17 protein-coding genes are annotated in these 18547 nt (G+C 36.2%); 2 read left to right on the forward strand and 15 right to left on the reverse strand.

What is annotated here, in order from left to right; all coding sequences use genetic code 11:
• The 4 genes from BUB25_RS00005 to BUB25_RS00020 form a co-directional block, all read right to left on the reverse strand.
• On the reverse strand, window positions 1-1925 hold a 1925-nt coding region (locus BUB25_RS00005; RefSeq protein ID WP_170860228.1), incomplete at its 3' end, for an Ig-like domain-containing protein.
• 391 nt (window positions 1926-2316) lie between these two features.
• Window positions 2317-4362: a protein-disulfide reductase DsbD family protein gene (locus BUB25_RS00010; RefSeq protein ID WP_072937896.1), complete on the reverse strand. Its 2046-nt coding sequence runs from the start codon at window positions 4360-4362 to the stop codon at window positions 2317-2319.
• A 31-nt stretch (window positions 4363-4393) separates the two neighbouring features.
• The gene (tilS, locus tag BUB25_RS00015; RefSeq protein ID WP_072937898.1) at window positions 4394-5722 is read right to left on the reverse strand and encodes a tRNA lysidine(34) synthetase TilS; all 1329 of its coding nucleotides are present in this window, start codon (window positions 5720-5722) and stop codon (window positions 4394-4396) included.
• A 49-nt stretch (window positions 5723-5771) separates the two neighbouring features.
• Window positions 5772-7058, reverse strand: coding sequence for an anthranilate synthase component I family protein (locus BUB25_RS00020; protein WP_072937901.1), 1287 nt, complete (start codon window positions 7056-7058; stop codon window positions 5772-5774).
• Window positions 7059-7323: 265 nt separating this feature from the next.
• Here BUB25_RS00020 and BUB25_RS00025 point away from each other — a divergent pair, with 265 nt between their 5' ends.
• A complete protein-coding gene (locus BUB25_RS00025) occupies window positions 7324-7704 on the forward strand; it encodes a DoxX family membrane protein (RefSeq protein WP_072937903.1) in 381 nt (126 codons plus the stop codon).
• A gap of 85 nt (window positions 7705-7789) precedes the next feature.
• Here the strand turns inward: BUB25_RS00025 and lpdA are convergent, their stop codons facing one another.
• From lpdA to BUB25_RS00045, 4 genes are all read right to left on the reverse strand, one after another.
• On the reverse strand, window positions 7790-9193 hold the full coding sequence (gene lpdA / locus BUB25_RS00030) for a dihydrolipoyl dehydrogenase (RefSeq protein WP_072937905.1): 1404 nt from the start codon (window positions 9191-9193) through the stop codon (window positions 7790-7792).
• 155 nt (window positions 9194-9348) lie between these two features.
• On the reverse strand, window positions 9349-9531 hold the full coding sequence (locus BUB25_RS00035; RefSeq protein WP_139256873.1) for a hypothetical protein: 183 nt from the start codon (window positions 9529-9531) through the stop codon (window positions 9349-9351).
• Between the two features lie 16 nt (window positions 9532-9547).
• The gene (locus BUB25_RS00040; RefSeq protein WP_072937907.1) at window positions 9548-9793 is read right to left on the reverse strand and encodes a hypothetical protein; all 246 of its coding nucleotides are present in this window, start codon (window positions 9791-9793) and stop codon (window positions 9548-9550) included.
• A 130-nt stretch (window positions 9794-9923) separates the two neighbouring features.
• The gene (locus tag BUB25_RS00045) at window positions 9924-10382 is read right to left on the reverse strand and encodes an Lrp/AsnC family transcriptional regulator (protein WP_072937909.1); all 459 of its coding nucleotides are present in this window, start codon (window positions 10380-10382) and stop codon (window positions 9924-9926) included.
• Between the two features lie 162 nt (window positions 10383-10544).
• Here BUB25_RS00045 and BUB25_RS00050 point away from each other — a divergent pair, with 162 nt between their 5' ends.
• On the forward strand, window positions 10545-11744 hold the full coding sequence (locus tag BUB25_RS00050; RefSeq protein WP_072937911.1) for an aminotransferase class I/II-fold pyridoxal phosphate-dependent enzyme: 1200 nt from the start codon (window positions 10545-10547) through the stop codon (window positions 11742-11744).
• Between the two features lie 54 nt (window positions 11745-11798).
• Here the strand turns inward: BUB25_RS00050 and BUB25_RS00055 are convergent, their stop codons facing one another.
• From BUB25_RS00055 to BUB25_RS00085, 7 genes are all read right to left on the reverse strand, one after another.
• Window positions 11799-12227 carry a protease complex subunit PrcB family protein gene (locus tag BUB25_RS00055; RefSeq protein WP_072937914.1) on the reverse strand — a complete coding sequence of 143 codons (429 nt, stop codon included), beginning with the start codon at window positions 12225-12227 and terminating at the stop codon, window positions 11799-11801.
• Window positions 12228-12258: 31 nt separating this feature from the next.
• On the reverse strand, window positions 12259-13422 hold the full coding sequence (bshA, locus tag BUB25_RS00060; RefSeq protein ID WP_072937916.1) for an N-acetyl-alpha-D-glucosaminyl L-malate synthase BshA: 1164 nt from the start codon (window positions 13420-13422) through the stop codon (window positions 12259-12261).
• Window positions 13423-13586: 164 nt separating this feature from the next.
• Entirely contained in the window at window positions 13587-14069 is a 483-nt protein-coding gene (locus BUB25_RS00065; protein ID WP_072937918.1) for an ABC transporter ATPase, read from the reverse strand.
• Between the two features lie 55 nt (window positions 14070-14124).
• Window positions 14125-14916 carry a (Fe-S)-binding protein gene (locus BUB25_RS00070; RefSeq protein ID WP_072937919.1) on the reverse strand — a complete coding sequence of 264 codons (792 nt, stop codon included), beginning with the start codon at window positions 14914-14916 and terminating at the stop codon, window positions 14125-14127.
• 80 nt (window positions 14917-14996) lie between these two features.
• A complete protein-coding gene (locus BUB25_RS00075) occupies window positions 14997-16331 on the reverse strand; it encodes a 4Fe-4S dicluster domain-containing protein (protein WP_072937920.1) in 1335 nt (444 codons plus the stop codon).
• Window positions 16332-16336: 5 nt separating this feature from the next.
• On the reverse strand, window positions 16337-17302 hold the full coding sequence (locus tag BUB25_RS00080) for an MlaD family protein (protein WP_072937922.1): 966 nt from the start codon (window positions 17300-17302) through the stop codon (window positions 16337-16339).
• A gap of 45 nt (window positions 17303-17347) precedes the next feature.
• Complete coding sequence (locus tag BUB25_RS00085; RefSeq protein ID WP_244533795.1) at window positions 17348-18508, reverse strand: N-acetylmuramoyl-L-alanine amidase family protein; 1161 nt, start codon at window positions 18506-18508, stop codon at window positions 17348-17350.
• Window positions 18509-18547: the final 39 nt, after the last annotated feature.

An 18547-nucleotide genomic window follows, 5' to 3' on the forward strand; every position in this document is an offset into this window, starting at 1 on the left:
GAATCTAAATGGTTAGCCCCTGAATAACTTGCTGATGCCGTATAGGTTCCTGCGGCCGTTGGTGCCGTAGCTGATAAAGCATAAACCGTTGGAGACACTCCTGCATACATCACTGTGCGTGCTTCATTCAATCCGCCTGCACCGGTTACATTCGCTGTTCCTCCATGGGAAACTCCATCGTAAGTAGCATCGCTCACTGTTACAACCGTGGCTGAAGCTGCCTTGCTGATTGTCACAGTGACAAGTGTTCTAGTAGCGCTTTTACAGCCCGTTGTAGTATTTTTAGCTTCCGCATAAGCAGAATATGTACCTGCATTGGTTCCTGCAGGGGCAGTTGTTGTTGTCGTACCTGTAGCGGTAGTATACCAGTCTATGGTTTCTCCAGCAGCCACAGTTGCAGAACCGGCATGAACAACCCCATCATAAGGACCAGTAAAATTCACTGCAATTGGAGCTGTTGGCAAAGCATAGACATTTACTGTTTTATTTGCAGATTTAAAACATCCAGAAGCTTCATCTGTAACAGTATAACTGATTGTAACGCTACCCGCTACAATACCACTCACAAGCCCTGTAGAATTTACTGTTGCGATTCCAGTATTTGAACTACTCCAAACGCCTCCTGGAGTTGCATTTGATAACTGCAAAGCAGAGCCAGCACAAACATTAGTACTACCGCCAGGCAATATGGAAGCCACTATTGGCAAAGGATTAACTTCGAAAGTTAAAATATTCGATTCGGCAGAACAACTAACACCATTAAGAGTTGAAGTAGCAATCCTTTTAAAAGAGGTGCTCATATTCAAAACAGGTAGATTGTACTGACTCGATGTTTCGGTAATTGTTGTCCAGCTTATTCCTCCATCTGTGCTTTGTTGCCATATATAACTAAGAGTACCCGAACCACTAGCAGCGGTTGTAACTGAAGTTATCCCCGGATCTAAACTATCACAACCTGGTCCGGGTTGAGTTGCTCCTTTGCCAATTACTCCAGCGGTAATTCCATTAATAACAACATCAATTTTTGCTCTTGGGCTTTCACAACCTACCGTTTGACTTACATAATAAGTTGTTGTTCCTGTGGAAACGGTAGACGGTGTAGGTGCCGTAGCACTCCCTGTTCCCCCGGTCGCATTTGTGTACCACAATAAATTAGCACCATTGGCTGTCAAAGCAATTGCCGATGCGCCTTGGCAGTAGGTTACCGTACTATTTACTACAGGAGCTGTAGGTGCTGTACAAGTTATGACGTAATTTCCAGTAAATGTTTTTGCACTTGCATTAGGCATTAAATAACGTAAGGTTGGACCAGTAACACTTGTACCATCAGCAGTTATTGTTGTGCTCTCATAAGTAGTACTTCCAATTACAACTGTTGGGAAAATAAAATCAATATATTCCCTATTATTTTGTACAAATGTCTGTGGTGAAGCAGGAGGAGTAAAAGTTGCCGTAGTTAAATAAGAACCTGAAGGAACACTACCGCCAGTACCTAATCGGTAAGACACCTGTAAAGAAGTTCCGGTAGGCAGTCCTGTAGCCGCTACAGTTATATTTGCATCCGTAAAATTGCGCGTTGCAATTAATCCAGATGTTTGTCCAGTAGCCGTTAATAAAAAAGAAACTCCCAGATGGTTATCTTTAATTAAAAACAGATTATTGAAAATAGCACCATTAGAATCAGCCACAGCAGTCATGTCGTGTGGAAGAAGGCAAGTTGCCGGCTTTGGGGTTTCATCAAAATGTAAAGTCACGGTTTCCCCAGGCAACCATCCTGTACCGCTAATAATTACATACTCACCGGGAGCATAATCCTCTTTATCAGTAGTAACCGTTGCCTGCCCAAAAGCTGCACCAGCAAAAAATAAATTGGCAATAAAAAAAACAATCGTTAAAAATGCGGACTTAGGTAGAAATGTTTTCATATTTATCGAATTAGAAATAATAAAATAACGAATATGGAATGCCTAACTATAATAATGTAAAATCAGTCGAATGAAGTTTCTCTCTTTTTTGATTTTACCGCAACAAACTCTTTATATTAACAACAAAAGCATAAGTATAAATCATTAAATGACAAATACTTAACACTAATTTATATAATTAAGAATACATTAGTCCACTTTTTAATACATTTTCGATTAAAGGAATGAAAAGCTCTTTCAATTGCATCTTTTAGTTTTTTGAAAGACTGAAAGAATAAAAAAATTAGAATAAATTCAATTTTCGAACTCATTTTCAACGCATAAAAAAACCTGTCCAAAATAATTGAACAGGTTTTTTATTTATAATTAAAAAAGAATCTTTTTCCAGATTTTACTTTTTAAAATTTGAAATTCCGGCTTTCAACCAAGTTTCATATTCGTTTACGCCTACATAACTTATCGTTGGTTTTTCAGCGTTCAAATTATTTCCTTCTAAATCTGTAATCACATATAAGGGTTGGGTATTGGTTTTGTATTTTGTGATCATAAAATCTGTCCATTTATCGCCCACTGTTTCAATTTCTGAGCCTGTTGTTTTAGAAACAAACTGTTCATTTTTAGGCAATTCTCTCTTATCATCCACATATAAAGAGATAAGAACCACTTCATTGTTTAGAATAGGCAACACCTTTGCGTCAGACCAAACGTTGTTTTCCATTTTTCTGCAATTCACACAAGCATAACCCGTAAAATCGAGCATAATAGGTTTATTTACCGTTTTAGCATAGGCCAATCCTTTTTCATAATCATCAAAGACCATAATTCCATGTGGACCACTTTTGGCTCCATCAGGCAAAACTGCATCAGCTGACACACTTCCTCTGGAACCACCTACTCCAAACGGACTTTCACTGTATTCCATTGGAGGAGGGAAAGCACTTATCATTTTTAAAGGCGCTCCCCAAAGTCCGGGTATCATATAAACTGTAAATGTTAATACCAATAATCCCATCATTAGTCTTCCTACCGAAATATGTGTGATTGGGCTGTCATGCGGTAAACTGATTTTTCCGAATAGATAAAAAGCCAATGAACCAAAAATGGCAATCCAAATGGCTAAGAACACTTCTCTTTCCAATAGATGCAATTGTAATACAAGATCAGCATTTGATAAGAATTTGAAAGCCAAGGCCAATTCCAAAAATCCTAAAACCACTTTCACTGTGTTCAACCAACCCCCTGATTTAGGCAAAGAGTTTAACCATCCCGGAAACATCGCAAAGAGCATAAAAGGTAAGGCTAAAGCCAATGAAAAACCAAGCATCCCAATTATTGGAGCAATACCACCTTTGGAAGCCGCTTCGACTAAAAGTGTTCCTACAATAGGTCCTGTACAAGAGAAGGAAACGATTGCCAAGGCCAAGGCCATAAACAAAATTCCCACAATACCGCCTCTATCCGCCTGACTGTCTACCTTATTTGCCCATGAATTAGGCAACATAATTTCGAATGCACCCAAAAATGAAGCAGCAAAAACAACCAATAAAAGAAAGAAAATAATATTAAACCACACATTAGTAGACAAGGCGTTCAACGCATCAGCGCCAAAAACAGCTGTAACTAGCGAACCCAATAAAACGTAAATTAAGATAATCGAAACTCCATAAATAATGGCATTTCTCACACCTTTAGCTTTAGTTTTGCTTTGTTTGGTAAAAAAACTCACCGTCATAGGGATCATCGGAAAAACACATGGTGTCAATAAGGCTGCAAAACCGGATAGGAATGCTATAAAAAATATAGACCAAAGTCCTCTTTTCGAATCGGATGTTGTTTCGTCAACGGTATCTTTTACCGGAGCAGTAGTCGCTTCCATATAATTACTGGCCCCTAAACTAGGTGCAGCAAGTGTATCTGTTTTTGTTGAATCTGTCGCAACAGGAACAACAGCTTCTTCCGTTTTTGAAGTCGCCGCTTCGGGACTAAAGGCCGGAAGAGCAAAACTAAATTTCTTTTCTACATTGATACAAACCTCTTTACAAACTTGGTAATTTAATTCCACGTCAATTTTAGCAAGTTTTGGATTGGTTACCTTAACTTCTTGTCGTATTTGGGCCTTAGTCTCAAAAAAGGTTTCATCAACTTCAAAAATATCATTATAAGCCGTTCTTGTTTTACTTTCTTTGGCTTTACCAATAAGAGTAAAGTTGTCTTTTTGATTTTTAAAAACAACTTCTAACGGCAGTGGACCGCCATCTTTGGTAAACTGGGAATACAGATGCCAGTCTTTTTCGATAACGGCATCAAAGATTAATATATAAGTGTTATCGGATTTTTTTTCAATTTTAGTAGTCCATTTTGCCGGATCCAGTATCTGCGAATTTACATTGGCAAAAGCTAAAAAAGCAAGCAGTAAAAAAACAACTTTTTTCTTCATAAGTATTTATTTAAACATTTAGTGGTATTTTTTAGAATCCTTGGCTTCCATCTTCTAACTCTATTTTTAATATATTTTTTGTTGAATTAATAATTCTAAATCGTTCGTCTTGTCGAAGCCCTACAATCCAAACAATTCTATTGCCGGACCATAAAATCCAGCTATTTTCCTTTTGTATTAAGGATAATTTTTCATCTTTAAAAAATTTACTCACTTTCTTAGACTTCCCTTCCATCCCGAAAGGTTGAAAAGAATCTCCTTGTTTCCATCTTTTTAAAACCAATGGAAATTCTAATTGATCTTCGTCGACAAATATAGCGGTATTTGTAGGAAGGCTAAGATCGGATACTTTGCAAAACGAAAGATTTAAGGGTAAATTAACTTCTGTACTATTTTTATTGACAAAATATTCTGATTTTTCCTTTTCAGCATGTATTGGGCTCAGAATTAAAGAATCTCTGTCTTTCAACAATCGAAAATCGGCCGAGAAAACTTGCTTGCCAGATTGGCTTTCAACTAAATCATACACATCATTCCAGCTCGAAAATCCAAACTCGTGCAACCATTGGTACAAATACGATTTGTAATTGGGTAATCTTTTCAATTGTTTTAAATCAAAATAAATTTCGTCCTCTTCCTTTTTAGCCAGCTGCTGGTACACTATAATAGAAGCATCTTCAAGCATGGTTTGGGCATCCTGTAAATAAGATTGTGTTTTTTGAAAAGAAGCAATAAACTGCGGATTCAACTCCTTAAACAGCGGAACCAAATCATGTCTGATTTTATTTCGCAAATACTTATCCGAAGCATTGCTGCTGTCTTCCCTCCATTGAATGGTATTCTCGGCCGCATAATTAGCGATCTCTTCGCGAGAAAACAACAAAAGCGGTCGGATTATCTTGTCATTTTGTTCTGGAATCCCAACCAAACCCTCCAAACCCGTTCCCCGACTTAGGTTTATCAAAAAAGTTTCCAAATTATCATCGGCATGATGGGCCGTGAGTACATAGTCATAATTTTCTGTCTCCAAAAGCTCATAAAACCAGTTGTAACGCAAATCTCTCGCGGCTAGCTGCGTAGAAAGCTTATAGTCTTTGGCAAAAGCCTCAGTATCAAATTGGGTCACAAAAAGTGGAATTTCATTCGTAGCGGCATATTCCTGAACAAAAGTCTGATCTCCGAAACTCTCCAGTCCTCGAAGCTGAAAATTGCAATGGGCAAGCGCTATATCAAAATTCAATTGCTGAAACAAATGACTCATCACCATGCTGTCTAAACCACCGCTGGTTGCCAAAAGGAGTTTTTTGTTTTCAAGAAACTGAAAATTTTCAACGATATGTTTTTTAAATCTGGCTAGCATCTTTCAAAAATTAAAAATTAAACTCTACTATCGAATAATAAAAGGGCAACTATTGTAAAACTTCCTGCATGGCTTTTGCTTTAAGCAAACACTCTTCATATTCCCTCTCGGCTATGGATTGCGAGGTGATCGCACTTCCTACAGAAAAAGAAACGTATTGCTTCTCTTGATTGTATAAAATACTGCGAATGACCACATTGAAATCAAAATCGCCATTTGGCGCAAAATAGCCCACTGTTCCACTATACAAACCTCGTTTTGTTTCTTCCAATTCTTCGATAATTTTCATTGCCGAAATTTTTGGCGCTCCCGTCATGCTTCCCATAGGAAAAGTAGCTTTAATAGCGTCAATGACATTGAATTGCGGATCTAGTTTTGCGGTGATGGTCGATATCATTTGGTGCACCTGCATAAAGGAATAAATCCCACATAATTCGTCCACGGCAACTGATCCTTTTTGGGCTATTCGGGATAAATCATTCCGAACCAAATCAGTAATCATAATATTTTCGGCGCGTTCTTTTGGGTCTAACGCTAACTGATTTTTAGCATTTTCATCTTCGATTGGATCGGAAAAACGTTTAGAAGTTCCCTTAATAGGCTGTGAAATCAACTTTTCTCCTTCTTTTTTAAGATACCTTTCCGGTGTAGCCGAAAGTAAAAAATGTTTGTTATTTTTAAAAAAAACGGCAAAAGGAGGTTTGGAAATTTCGTTTAATTTTTTGAATTTATCGAATGGATCAATACGAGCATTTTCGGCATAAAATTCCATGCAAAAATTAGCTTCATACATATCTCCCTGATGTATATGAGCGAGCATTTTGGAAACTTTTTGGAGATAGCTTTCTTTGGAAATCCGTTGTTGAATTAACAAACTTTCTGCTGTTTCCAGTTGCTGCATTTGACTGTTTTCTATTTCTTCAAAATCTTGTTCCAATTCTTCATCGCACATGGTGAGATAAGAGATTTCGAGCTGATTCCCTTTCAGCAAAAATATTTTTTTAGGTTGAAAGAAAAAGAGATCCGGAAAATCCAGCCCGTCAAAGTTATTGGATTCTAATGCTTCGATGTCATTTTTTAAATCGTAAGCCAGATAACCAAAAAGCCAGTCTTTAGTTGTTTGCTGGTACTGTTTTAAATCTTCAAAAGCATTATAATAATCTGTTTTTAAAGACGTAAAAGCATCCACTGCCAGAATACAATCGTAACTGGAATATTCTTGCGGATAATCATTACTATCCATAAAGATAACTTCCCGAAATTGTTGTGCCCAAAATAAAAGTTGTTGTTTAAACAATTTTGCATCGGGAATAGGCTTATAAACTGAAGTTCTCAAAAAATATGTTCTTTAAAATTCAAAATTACGATAAAAAATATCCATAAATAATCGATTATCAGAAAATTAGTCCCTTTTTTTCGTAAATTTACATTAATCTATTGAGTTTAAAACTCTTAATTCCATTCATCAGGATTTCTAAAAAATCGTGAGTTTGGCTTTTAAAAAGCTCTCGAAAGTCGGCAAACGAATTATACGGTTCCGCAAAATTATAGTTGGACATGTGGAACTCTTTTTAGTCTTTAAACCACTAAACCTAAATACTATGAAAATCGCAACTCTTATTATTCGAACTATGCTTGGGTTATTGTTTCTCTATACCTCCATCAGTTACTTTTTTCACCTAACACCTGAGCCTGCATCCACGGGAGAATTCAAAGCATTTCAAGTAGGCTTGGTAGCATCTACCTACTTAATCCCTTTGGCAAAAACACTCGAACTATTATGTGGATTATCCTTCGTTACTGGTAAATATATGACATTGGCCAACCTTGTTATTTTTCCGGTAACCATAAACATTTTACTGATCAATTACTTTTTGACTCCAGAGAACTTGCCTATTGCTCTTTTTGTTTTCGTCGGCAACATCTTTCTAATTTTTACCCATTGGAAAAACTATAAAGGTCTTTTCATTGCTGACAATTAAATAGCTAACCCATTATAATTTGACCCTATTTACAATAAAAAAACCGTTCAAATTGAACGGTTTTCTTGTTTGATCTTTTAAGAAACTATACGTGTAGAGCTCTATTGTCAGTAGCGGCCAAGGCTGCTTCTTTTATTGCTTCTGCAAATGTAGGATGCGCATGAGACATTCTTGAAATATCTTCAGCAGAAGCTTTGAATTCCATTGCAGTAACTGCTTCAGCGATCAAATCGACTGTTCTGGCTCCAATCATATGAACTCCCAGGACTTCATCCGTTTTTGCATCGGCAAGGATTTTCACAAAACCATCCAAATCTCCACTCGCTCTGGCACGACCTAGCGCTTTGAAAGGAAAACTTCCTACTTTGTATTCAACACCAGAAGCTTTCAATTGCTCTTCTGTTTGTCCTACTGCAGCCACCTCTGGCCAAGTGTACACAACACCTGGAATTAAGTTGTAATCGATATGTGGTTTTTGACCGGCAATTATTTCAGCAACCATAGTTCCTTCTTCTTCTGCTTTGTGTGCCAACATCGCTCCGCGAACCACGTCACCAATAGCATAAATATTAGAAGCTGAAGTTTGCAAATGATCGTTTACTTCTACTTGTCCTCTATCGGAAATTTTTACTCCCGCTTTGTCCGCATTCAATCCGTCAGTGTAAGGACGACGCCCTACAGAAACCAAAGCGTAATCCCCTTCAAGAGTGATTGTTTCTCCTTTTGCATTTTCGGCCTGAACTGTCACTGCATCTCCGTTTCTTTCTACTGATTGTACTTTGTGTGAAACGTAGAACTTCATTCCTTGTTTCTTCAAGACTTTAGTCAATTCTTTAGACAATGAGCTGTCCATTCCGGGAATGATTCGGTCCATAAATTCCACTACGGATACTTGTGCGCCTAATCTTAAATATACCTGACCTAATTCGATACCAATTACTCCACCACCAATGATTACAAGATGTTTTGGAACTTCTTTAAGTGCCAAAGCTTCGGTTGAAGTAATGATTCTTTCTTTGTCAATTTTGATAAATGGCAAAGAAGATGGCTTAGAACCTGTTGCAATGATGATATTTTTACCTTCAATTGTTTCGGTTGTTCCGTCTTCTTTAGCGATAGCCACATGAGTTGCATCTACAAAAGAGCCCAAACCATTAAAAACAGTTATTTTATTCTTATCCATTAAGTAATTAATCCCGCCAGAAGTTTGGTCTACCACTGCTTTTTTACGGGCAATCATTTTCTCCAAGTTTACTTTCACTTCACCAGAAACTTCAATTCCATGATCTGCAAAATGCTTAATTTCTGCATAATGATGAGAAGATGATAATAATGCCTTAGACGGAATACAGCCTACATTAAGACAAGTTCCTCCAAGATTGGAATATTTTTCAATAATTGCTGTTTTGAAACCTAGCTGTGCACAACGAATCGCTGATACATATCCTCCTGGGCCAGAACCTATAATGACTACGTCAAATGAACTCATAGTATATTTATTTTTAATGTGTTTTATAAATGGTTGCACAAAATTAAGGAATTAAGTTTTGTTTAAAGTTTAAAGTTTGAGTTTTTTCTCAGGATTTCTAGAAGTATGAAAAATGAAATGTATGATAACATCATTTTCTATAATTTCAAAAATTATTACAAAAGAAATTTTGACAAAATCAATTCGCGAAAACCGGGTGCTTTCTTAATTCCGAACAGCTTAGGATTTGTTTTTAAAATCTTAAAATAACCTTTTAAATAAATCAAAAAATGCTTACCTAAACCTTTACTTTTACTTTCATAAAATTTAATAGATTCATCAATTTCAATTTCTGCCAAATCTAAAATTATAATATTAAAAACCATATTTTATGTTCAACTGCTTTTCAACTTCTTCCCAAGAACTGCCTTTGTTTATGCCTGAAAGATATTTTTCTCGTTCTTCGGAAACACGATGATAATGTTCATCTGGCACTACTGAACTGATTTCTTCCTGATTTATTGCATCAAAAACGCCTTCTAAAACTTCCAATTTTGAATCATCCTTTATAAATTTTCCAAAATCAAGTATTAGTTTATGTCTTAATTCTTTCGTTTCCATATTTTCATTATTTACTTCAAATTTAAGGTTTTTATTTCATCCCAAGTACGCTGAATTTATTTTAACACAGTATTAAAACCTAGAAATCTTACTCTTTTTCGCTCTTTACTCCTTTGTAAATTAACACTTATTAAACATCAACCACCGAAGTACTTTTTACTTCGCTTATCATAAAAGTACTGTGCGTACTGCCTATATGCTGTAAGGTTGTGAGCTTTGTTACCAAAAACTCCCTGTAAGCTTCCATGTCCTTTACCACAATTTTTAAGATATAATCATAATCACCGCTCACATGATAACATTCCAGAACTTCTTTGAGTTTTACCACCTCACTTTCAAATTTGGTAAGAAACTCTTTGGTATGTTGGATGAGTTTCAGGTGGCAAAAAACCACAAATCCTTTGTCGACTTTAGAGCGATTGATTAAAACCACATATTTATCAATAATTCCTTCTCTTTCGAGTTTTTTAATTCGTTCATAAACCGCAGTCACTGAGAGATTAAGCTCCAAAGACAGTTCTTTGGTAGTCTTCTTACTGTTGGTTTGCAGTAGTTTGAGTAGTTTCTTATCTATTAAATCCAAAGTCATGCTGTACTTTTTTTGGTAAAAGGTTTATAATTCGAATAAATATAGAAAATAAATCTAACTAATTAAACATTTACAGATTAAAAATCTGAGTTTAGGTTATTGTATTGATAATAAAAACTAGATAATCGTACTTTACATTAAAACTAATTAAAACAAACCCCTATGAAATTCAATCCCGCAGACAACATTCAGGATTTACAGTATTTCGGAGAATTTGGCGGTGTTAATCCGTCGATTTCTGATTCCTCCACTTATACTTTCCTTTCGGCAAAAACCATGTTTGACACCTTTGAGGGCAATATGGAAGGCTGCTATCTCTACTCTCGCCATTCTTCACCCAGTAATCTATATTTAGACAAAGCCTTGGCTGCCATGGAAGGAACAGAAACGGCCAATGTATCTGCCTCAGGAATGGGAGCTATTACCCCTACTTTGTTACAACTGTGCGAAGCTGGTGATCATATTGTTTCGAGCCGAACAATTTACGGCGGAACCTATGCTTTTCTTAAGAATTTTGCCCCAAGATTAGGTATAAAAACAACTTTTGTAGACATTACAAAACTGGAAGTCGTTGAGGCTGCTATCACGCCAGAGACCAAAGTTTTATACTGCGAAACCGTAAGCAACCCCTTGCTTGAAGTGGCTGATATTGCCGGTTTATCAAAAATCGCCAAGAAACACAATTTAAAACTGGTTGTTGACAATACTTTTTCTCCTTTGTCAGTCACTCCAATTAAATTAGGTGCCGACATTGTCATTCACAGTTTGACCAAATACATCAACGGAAGCAGCGATACCGTTGGCGGTGTCACCTGCGCTTCGCAGGAATTCATCAATTCCCTAAAAAATGTAAACAGCGGTGCCAGCATGCTTCTTGGACCTACAATGGACAGCATGCGCTCTGCCAGCGTGATGAAAAATTTGCGCACCTTACATCTGAGGATAAAACAACACAGTCATAACGCCGCTTATCTTGCCGAACGCTTTGAAAAAGACGGCTTAAAAACGGTCTATCCAGGATTGAAAAGTCATCCCAGCCATCAGCTTTATAAATCAATGATCAACCCTGAATATGGTTTTGGCGGAATGATGACACTAGACGTAGGGACTTTGGCCAAAGCCAATGAGCTAATGGAATTGATGCAAGCTCGAAATTTGGGTTATCTTGCGGTAAGCCTAGGTTTTTATAAAACCCTCTTTAGTGCTCCCGGCACTTCAACTTCAAGCGAAATCCCACTGGATGAGCAAGCCGAAATGGGACTCACCGATGGATTAATTCGTTTTTCGATAGGCCTAGACAACGATATCGAAAGAACCTATAAAATGATGAAAAACTGCATGATTGAACTTGGAATACTATAGGAGATAAAACAACTAATCCAGCTCAAAAAAATACTGAGCCGGATTAGTTGTTTATTACTTAATGATAATTTCTTTTTTCGAATTAATTTTTACCACGCAAAAAGGATAAGTGATACTTTGGGAAACCATCGCATCAGGTTCTGGACTCGTTTCTTTTACGGTTATTATTATATTCTTGTCTGTTTCTACTACACTTTCTACTCCTACCGTATATCCTCCAGTCACTTTTTCGCCTAAATTCAAAATAACAAAATTTGATTGCTGAACATCTTCGGCACTGATTTTATTCTTTAAATGAGCATCGTTTTGCAACATTTTGATCTCATTCGGTTCTGTAAGAATTTCAAAAAAAAGAATGCCGGCACCTCCTTGCTGCTGCTGAGTCAAGACTTCATACAAAGGCTGTTTTCCAGAATTTTTTGTAGCTACAGCCCCGCAGGAAACTAAAATTAAAACGACTAAAATTGCTGTTATTTTTCTCATTTGTTATTCTTCATACATTCAAAAAATCTGTTTATTTTGGTTTGTTCAATGATTTTGCTTTTTTTGAATACTTTTTGATCGCTTTTTGATATAATTCTACATATTGAGGCAGAATATTTTTAATATCAAATTTCTTAGCGACAGATAAAGCGTTCTCTTTAAATTTACAAAGAACGGCGTCATCACTCAAAATTTTCAAAGCATTCTCGGCCATTTCATCAATATTCCCAACATCACTCAAAAATCCTGAAACCCCTTCAAAATTCACTTCTGGCAAACCACCCGAATTACTCGAAATTACCGGCACTCCCCAAGCCATTGCTTCCAGGGCTGCCAGTCCAAAACTCTCTGTCGCTGATGGCAACAAGAACAAATCAGTGTAACTTAATATCTTATCAATCTCGTTACTGTTTCCAAAAAAGATTACCTTATCCAGAATACCCAATTCCTGACATAAAATTTCGGCTTTTTCTTTTTCGGGTCCATCCCCTACCATCATTAATTTGGCAGGAATCTGTTGTTGGATTTTATAGAAAATTTTAATTACATCCGGAATTCGTTTTACCGCTCTAAAATTACTGATATGCGTTATAATTTTTTCATTTTCTTTGGCCATTACCGATCTGCGGCAGGGTATATTAGGATCCAAAATATTCTTATCCAATTCAATAAAATTTGGGATGACATGAATGTCTCTTTTTATGTTGAATAATTTATAAGTATCCTCTTTTAAACTTTGGGAAACCGAAGTCACCACATCCGATTTATTGATACTAAAACTCACCGCAGGCTTATAGAATGGGTGATTCCCTACCAAAGTAATATCGGTTCCGTGAAGTGTGGTCACCATGGGAATTTCAATTCCTTCATCTTTCAGCATTTGTTTGGCCATATAACCCGCATAGGCATGAGGAATGGCATAATGTACGTGAAGTATTTCTATTTTATATAATTTCACCATATCGACCAGCTTGCTGGACAAAGCCAGTTCGTAAGGTTGATAATGAAACAAAGGATATTCAGGAACATTTACTTCGTGATAATAAACATTAGGGCTTAAAAGTGCCAAGCGCACCGGTTGGCTATAGGTAATAAAATGAATTTCATGCCCGAGTCGGGCCAATTCAAGCCCTAATTCCGTAGCGACAACACCACTTCCACCAAATGTAGGATAACAAACTATTGCAATTTTCATGTACTTATTTTAGAGGTACGAATTTAAGGATTCTGTAATTATTTCTACTGCTTTTTAAAACTTATATTTTTAAATCAACTGAAACAGCCAAATTATTTTAGAATAAAAAAAAGCATAAGAATACGATTCCTATGCCTTTTTTTAATATTTAAAATGTTTGAATATTAGAAAAAACGACTGTGCCAGCTATCCATAGCCGGAACTTCCCAAGATTCGTTATATTCCTGAATGTTATTGATCAGATTATTAAAAACAATAGTGTTTTCAGTAACGGCCTTATCTTTTACCATTTTCTTAAAATCAATCAATGGCTTATGAGCAATATGCTCCCCTAACTTGAAGGTCACATTCATTTTGTCTAACAAATCCACTCCGTATTTTTGTTCCAGACTTTGGATAAACTCCACTGAAGAATCAATAGAACAACCTGTAGCAGCTTGAACTTCTTGATTTACGGCTATAATGATAAAACGATTGTACTTTAACTGGAAAGAGGACTCCAGACTTGTACCGTGGGCTGCCCAACCTTCAAGAAAGGTTTTCAAATCGGTTTCAATCTCAGAAAATTCGGCATCCGAAAATTTTCTATTCGATTGATAAATCCATATCCTGGATTCTTCGGGTAAATTTTCAAATGGAACGTACATATTGTAAAATTATGAATTGTTAAATATAAATTTTGAAAGAAAGAATTAAAATTCTTTACAAATCCTGTGCATTGGCAATCAATTCGGCAATATCCATTACCTTTACTTCTTGCTCTTTTTCTTTATTTTTAATTCCGTCAGTCATCATCGTATTACAAAAAGGACAGGCTGCGGCAATTATTTCCGGTTTGGTTTCTAAGGCATCTTCGGTTCTTAAAACATTGACTTCCTTGTTTCCTGGCTCAGCGTCTTTAAACATTTGGGCACCACCGGCACCACAGCAAAGACCATTGGCTTTGGAACGTTTCATCTCTAACAATTCGGCATCCAGTTTAAGAATTAAATCTCTTGGTGCTTCGTAAACATTATTGGCTCTTCCCAGATAACAAGGGTCGTGAAAAGTAATGCGTTTTCCTTTGAATTGTCCTCCTTCAATGGTCAATCTTCCATCGTCTAAAAGTGATTTCAAAAATTCAGTATGATGAATTACTTCATATTTACCGCCCAATTCAGGATATTCGTTTTTCAAGGTATTGAAACAGTGTGGGCAAGCAGTAACAATTTTTTTTGCTTCATAAGCATTCAGAACTTCAATGTTCATCATGGCTTGCATTTGAAACAAAAACTCGTTTCCGGCTCTTTTAGCAGGATCACCCGTACAGCTTTCCTCAGCCCCTAATACCGCAAAAGAAACATTGGAACGATTTAGAATTCGAACAAATGCCTTTGTTATTTTTTTGGCTCTATCATCAAAACTTCCAGCACAACCTACCCAAAATAATACTTCAGGTTGTTTTCCTTGAGCTAGCATTTCTGCCATTGTTGGCACTATTAAATTTTCTGACATATTATTTTGTTGATTCGGTTAATCGATTATTTGTTGATCCGGTTAAATGTTTAAACGAGTAACCACTAAACTGTAAAATATTAATTTTCGTTTTTCCAATTCAATCGGTCCTGTTGGCTGTATTGCCAAGGCGCACCATTATTCTCTATATTGGTCATCATGGCGTTTAAAGGCATTGGCGCAGCACTTTGTTCCATTACCAAGTATCGACGCATGTCCATAATAATAGATAGCGGACTGATATTTACCGGACATTCCTCAACGCAGGCGTTACAAGAAGTACAGGCCCATAATTCCTCGGGTGTAATATAATCATTCAACAAGGTCTTATTGTCCGGAATAAATACCCCTTTATTGGCATCAATATTCTTTCCTACTTCTTCCAGTCTGTCTCTGGTATCCATCATAATCTTACGCGGTGATAATTTCTTTCCGGTAAGATTAGCAGGACAGGAAGAAGTACATCTTCCACATTCTGTACACGTATAGGCGTTTAAAAGTTGTACCCAATTTAGGTCCTGAACGTCGCTGGCTCCAAATTTAGCCGGAACTTCTCCTTCAGATGCCGGAGCTGCCGCAAATGGATCAGCATTAGGATCCATCATGGTTTTAACTTCCTTGGTAACCGCTTCTAAGTTGTCAAATTGTCCCAAAGGATTCAAATTAGCAAAATAAGTATTTGGGAAAGCCAACAAGATGTGTAGGTGTTTTGAAAAGTACAAATAATTCATAAAAACAAAAATCCCCACAATATGCAACCACCAAAACAGTTCTGAAAACAACATCACCGATTCATTTGACATTCCATTGAACAAAGGCGCAATGAATTGACTTACCGGAAACGAACCCGCTTTGACAAAATGAGAGAAACCTCCAGGAACATTTTGCAAATGCAAATCGGAAGCATTCATCAATAAGAACAAAGTCATTAAGACCATTTCAAAATAAAGAATGTAATTTGCATCGCTTTTAGGAAAACCCTGTAAATCCGGATTGATGAAACGTTTTAATCGAATTAGATTTCGTCTGATCCAAAAAACAGAAACCGCAATTAAAACTAATAACGCTAATATTTCGAAAGAACCAATCAAGACATCATAGGCCGAACCTAAAAAAGAAAATACGCGATGTGTACCGAACAAACCATCAATGATGATTTCCAATAATTCGATATTTATAATAATAAAACCTAAATAGACTATTATGTGCAAAACACCGGCAACGGGTCTTTTGACCATTTTTGATTGTCCAAGCGCTATCATAGCCATATTTTTCCATCTCAAGCCGGGATTGTCTTTTCGGTCAACAGCGATCCCAAGGTTGATGTTTCGGTGTATTTTTTTTATGTTGTTAAAAAAATAACCAAATCCTATTACTAATAAAATGGCAAATAATATATTGTCTAAATAGCTCATGGAACTTAGTTTTTTTCGTTAGGAATCGTATCGTTTACAGGGGCTTTATACGGTTTGTTCTTTTTTCCAAAAAGAGACACATTTACATATCTAGTAGGATAAAGCCTTACATCTTGAAGTAGCAATTCTAATTCTTTTGAAGTTTTGGATAAATTAGCATATAATGCATCATCGTTCAACAATTTACCCATTGTTCCTTTTCCGGATTCCAAACCGTTCATAATGCCATTGACTTTGGCTAAGGTTTTATTCAAATCTTTAACTGTTTTACCTAAATCGGCTTTGTTTAAAGAATCTGAAATTTTAGAAAAATCGCCCGAAATTTTATTGAAGTTAGAAACAACACCTTTAATTTGACCCTTATTATCATCCAAAACAGTGTTCATACTTACTGAAGCTTTGTGAAACTGCTCCATAGTTTTGCTCAATTCGGCCAAGCTGATTTTTAAATCTTCCTGCGCTTTTTTATCCAAAACATTATTAATTCCGGTAATCAGATTATCCGCATTAACCATTATTTTTTCCAATTTCTCTTGAACAGGAGCCAGTTTATCCCCTACCGTTTGAGTAAGTCCTAACTTCACATTGCCTTTTAGCTGATCGCCATTCTCAGCAACCGATTTGTCTTCAAAATTAGGTTCAATCGCAATTTGCTTCCCCCCTATAAAACCAGGCTCATAAATAGAAGCTAAACTGGATTTTGAAATAGGAAAATCACTTTTAATTTGTAATTCAACTAATAATTTTCCGGTATTTTGATTTATAGTAATGCTATTCACTTTACCAATGACCAAGCCGTTTAGAGTAACGGGAGCTGATGTAGCCAATCCTTCAACGCTGGCGTATTCTACATATAATGTTCTATAACTACTAAAAAGGTCTTTTCCTTTTAAGAAACTGTATCCCCAAATAAATAATAGTATCGATGCAATCACTAAAATTGCTGTCTTAATCTCTCTTGTTAATTTCAAAATCTAAAGTATTTTGGACAAATTTAATATAATAATTTGAACTTGTTATAATTTAATCGCTTCTTGAACACTGATTTTTAATCCGTCTTTAAAGGCTAACAAATAGGCCGATGCATAGCCCTTGGATTTTGCTATCTCTAAATTGCGCTTGGCTTCCCCATAGTCTGAAGTAGCGCCATACATATATTTATAAAAATCACCACTTTCTGTCACGCATGAAACATCTGACAATCCTTTAAAATTTACAGGTTTCAATTCAATCTTTCTTTTTCCGGCAGCAAGTTGCACCTTGAAAACCACCTCAGAGCTTGATGCCTTGGCAACTTCTTTTCCAATTATTTTGTTTTTAGCAACAGCCTCTCCTTTCTTAAGAATAGCGGAATCCTTAGATTCATTTACACTTATTTTTTTAGATGTGGCATTATTCGATTGGGAGCCAAAATACTCGTTTTTGTAACTAATGATAGCCTCTGCGATAGCTTCGGCCATTTTTTCCTGACCAAATTCGGAATTCAAATAAAGTCCCTCGTTTTTATTAGATAAAAAACCCAATTCGATTAGCACGCTAGGCCTATAAGAAGCGTCTAAGACCCATAAAGGTATTTGCTTAATCCCTCTTGATTTTCGATGTAATTTGTTGGAGAAATTATGTTCTATTTTTGAAGCTAAACGAATACTTCTTTCCAAATATTCTTCTTGCATAATTTTGAGGCCTATCAAAGTTTCAGGCTTATTGGGATCAAAACCTTTATAGGTTTCTTTATAATCTTTTTCCAATAAAATTACAGAGTTTTCTCTTTTGGCAATTTCAAAATTAGTACTGCTGCGCGCTAAACCCATCACATAAGTTTCGGTACCATAAGGAACGGGGTTATTAACCGAATTGCAATGTATAGATACAAATAAATCAGCATTACTATCATTTCCTGTTTTAGGTCTCTCTGCTAAACTTACAAAAACATCTTTTTTCCTGGTATAAATCACTTTTATTTGGGTATCTTTTTCAAGATAACGTTCCACTTTCAAGGTTGTTTTTAGCGCTATTTCTTTTTCTACAAAACCGTGATAAGAATTCCCGGGATCTTTCCCTCCGTGGCCTGCATCTAAAATAACAATAAATTTATTATGGGATTGAGAAAAAACATTTAAAGAAAAAATCAACAACATAGCTGTCAATCCTGTTTTTACTCCTGTACGTATTTTCAAAATTTTAGTTTTTTTATTACAAATCTAATATAAAGATTT

This window comes from Flavobacterium granuli (genome assembly GCF_900129705.1).
GTDB lineage: Bacteria > Bacteroidota > Bacteroidia > Flavobacteriales > Flavobacteriaceae > Flavobacterium > Flavobacterium granuli.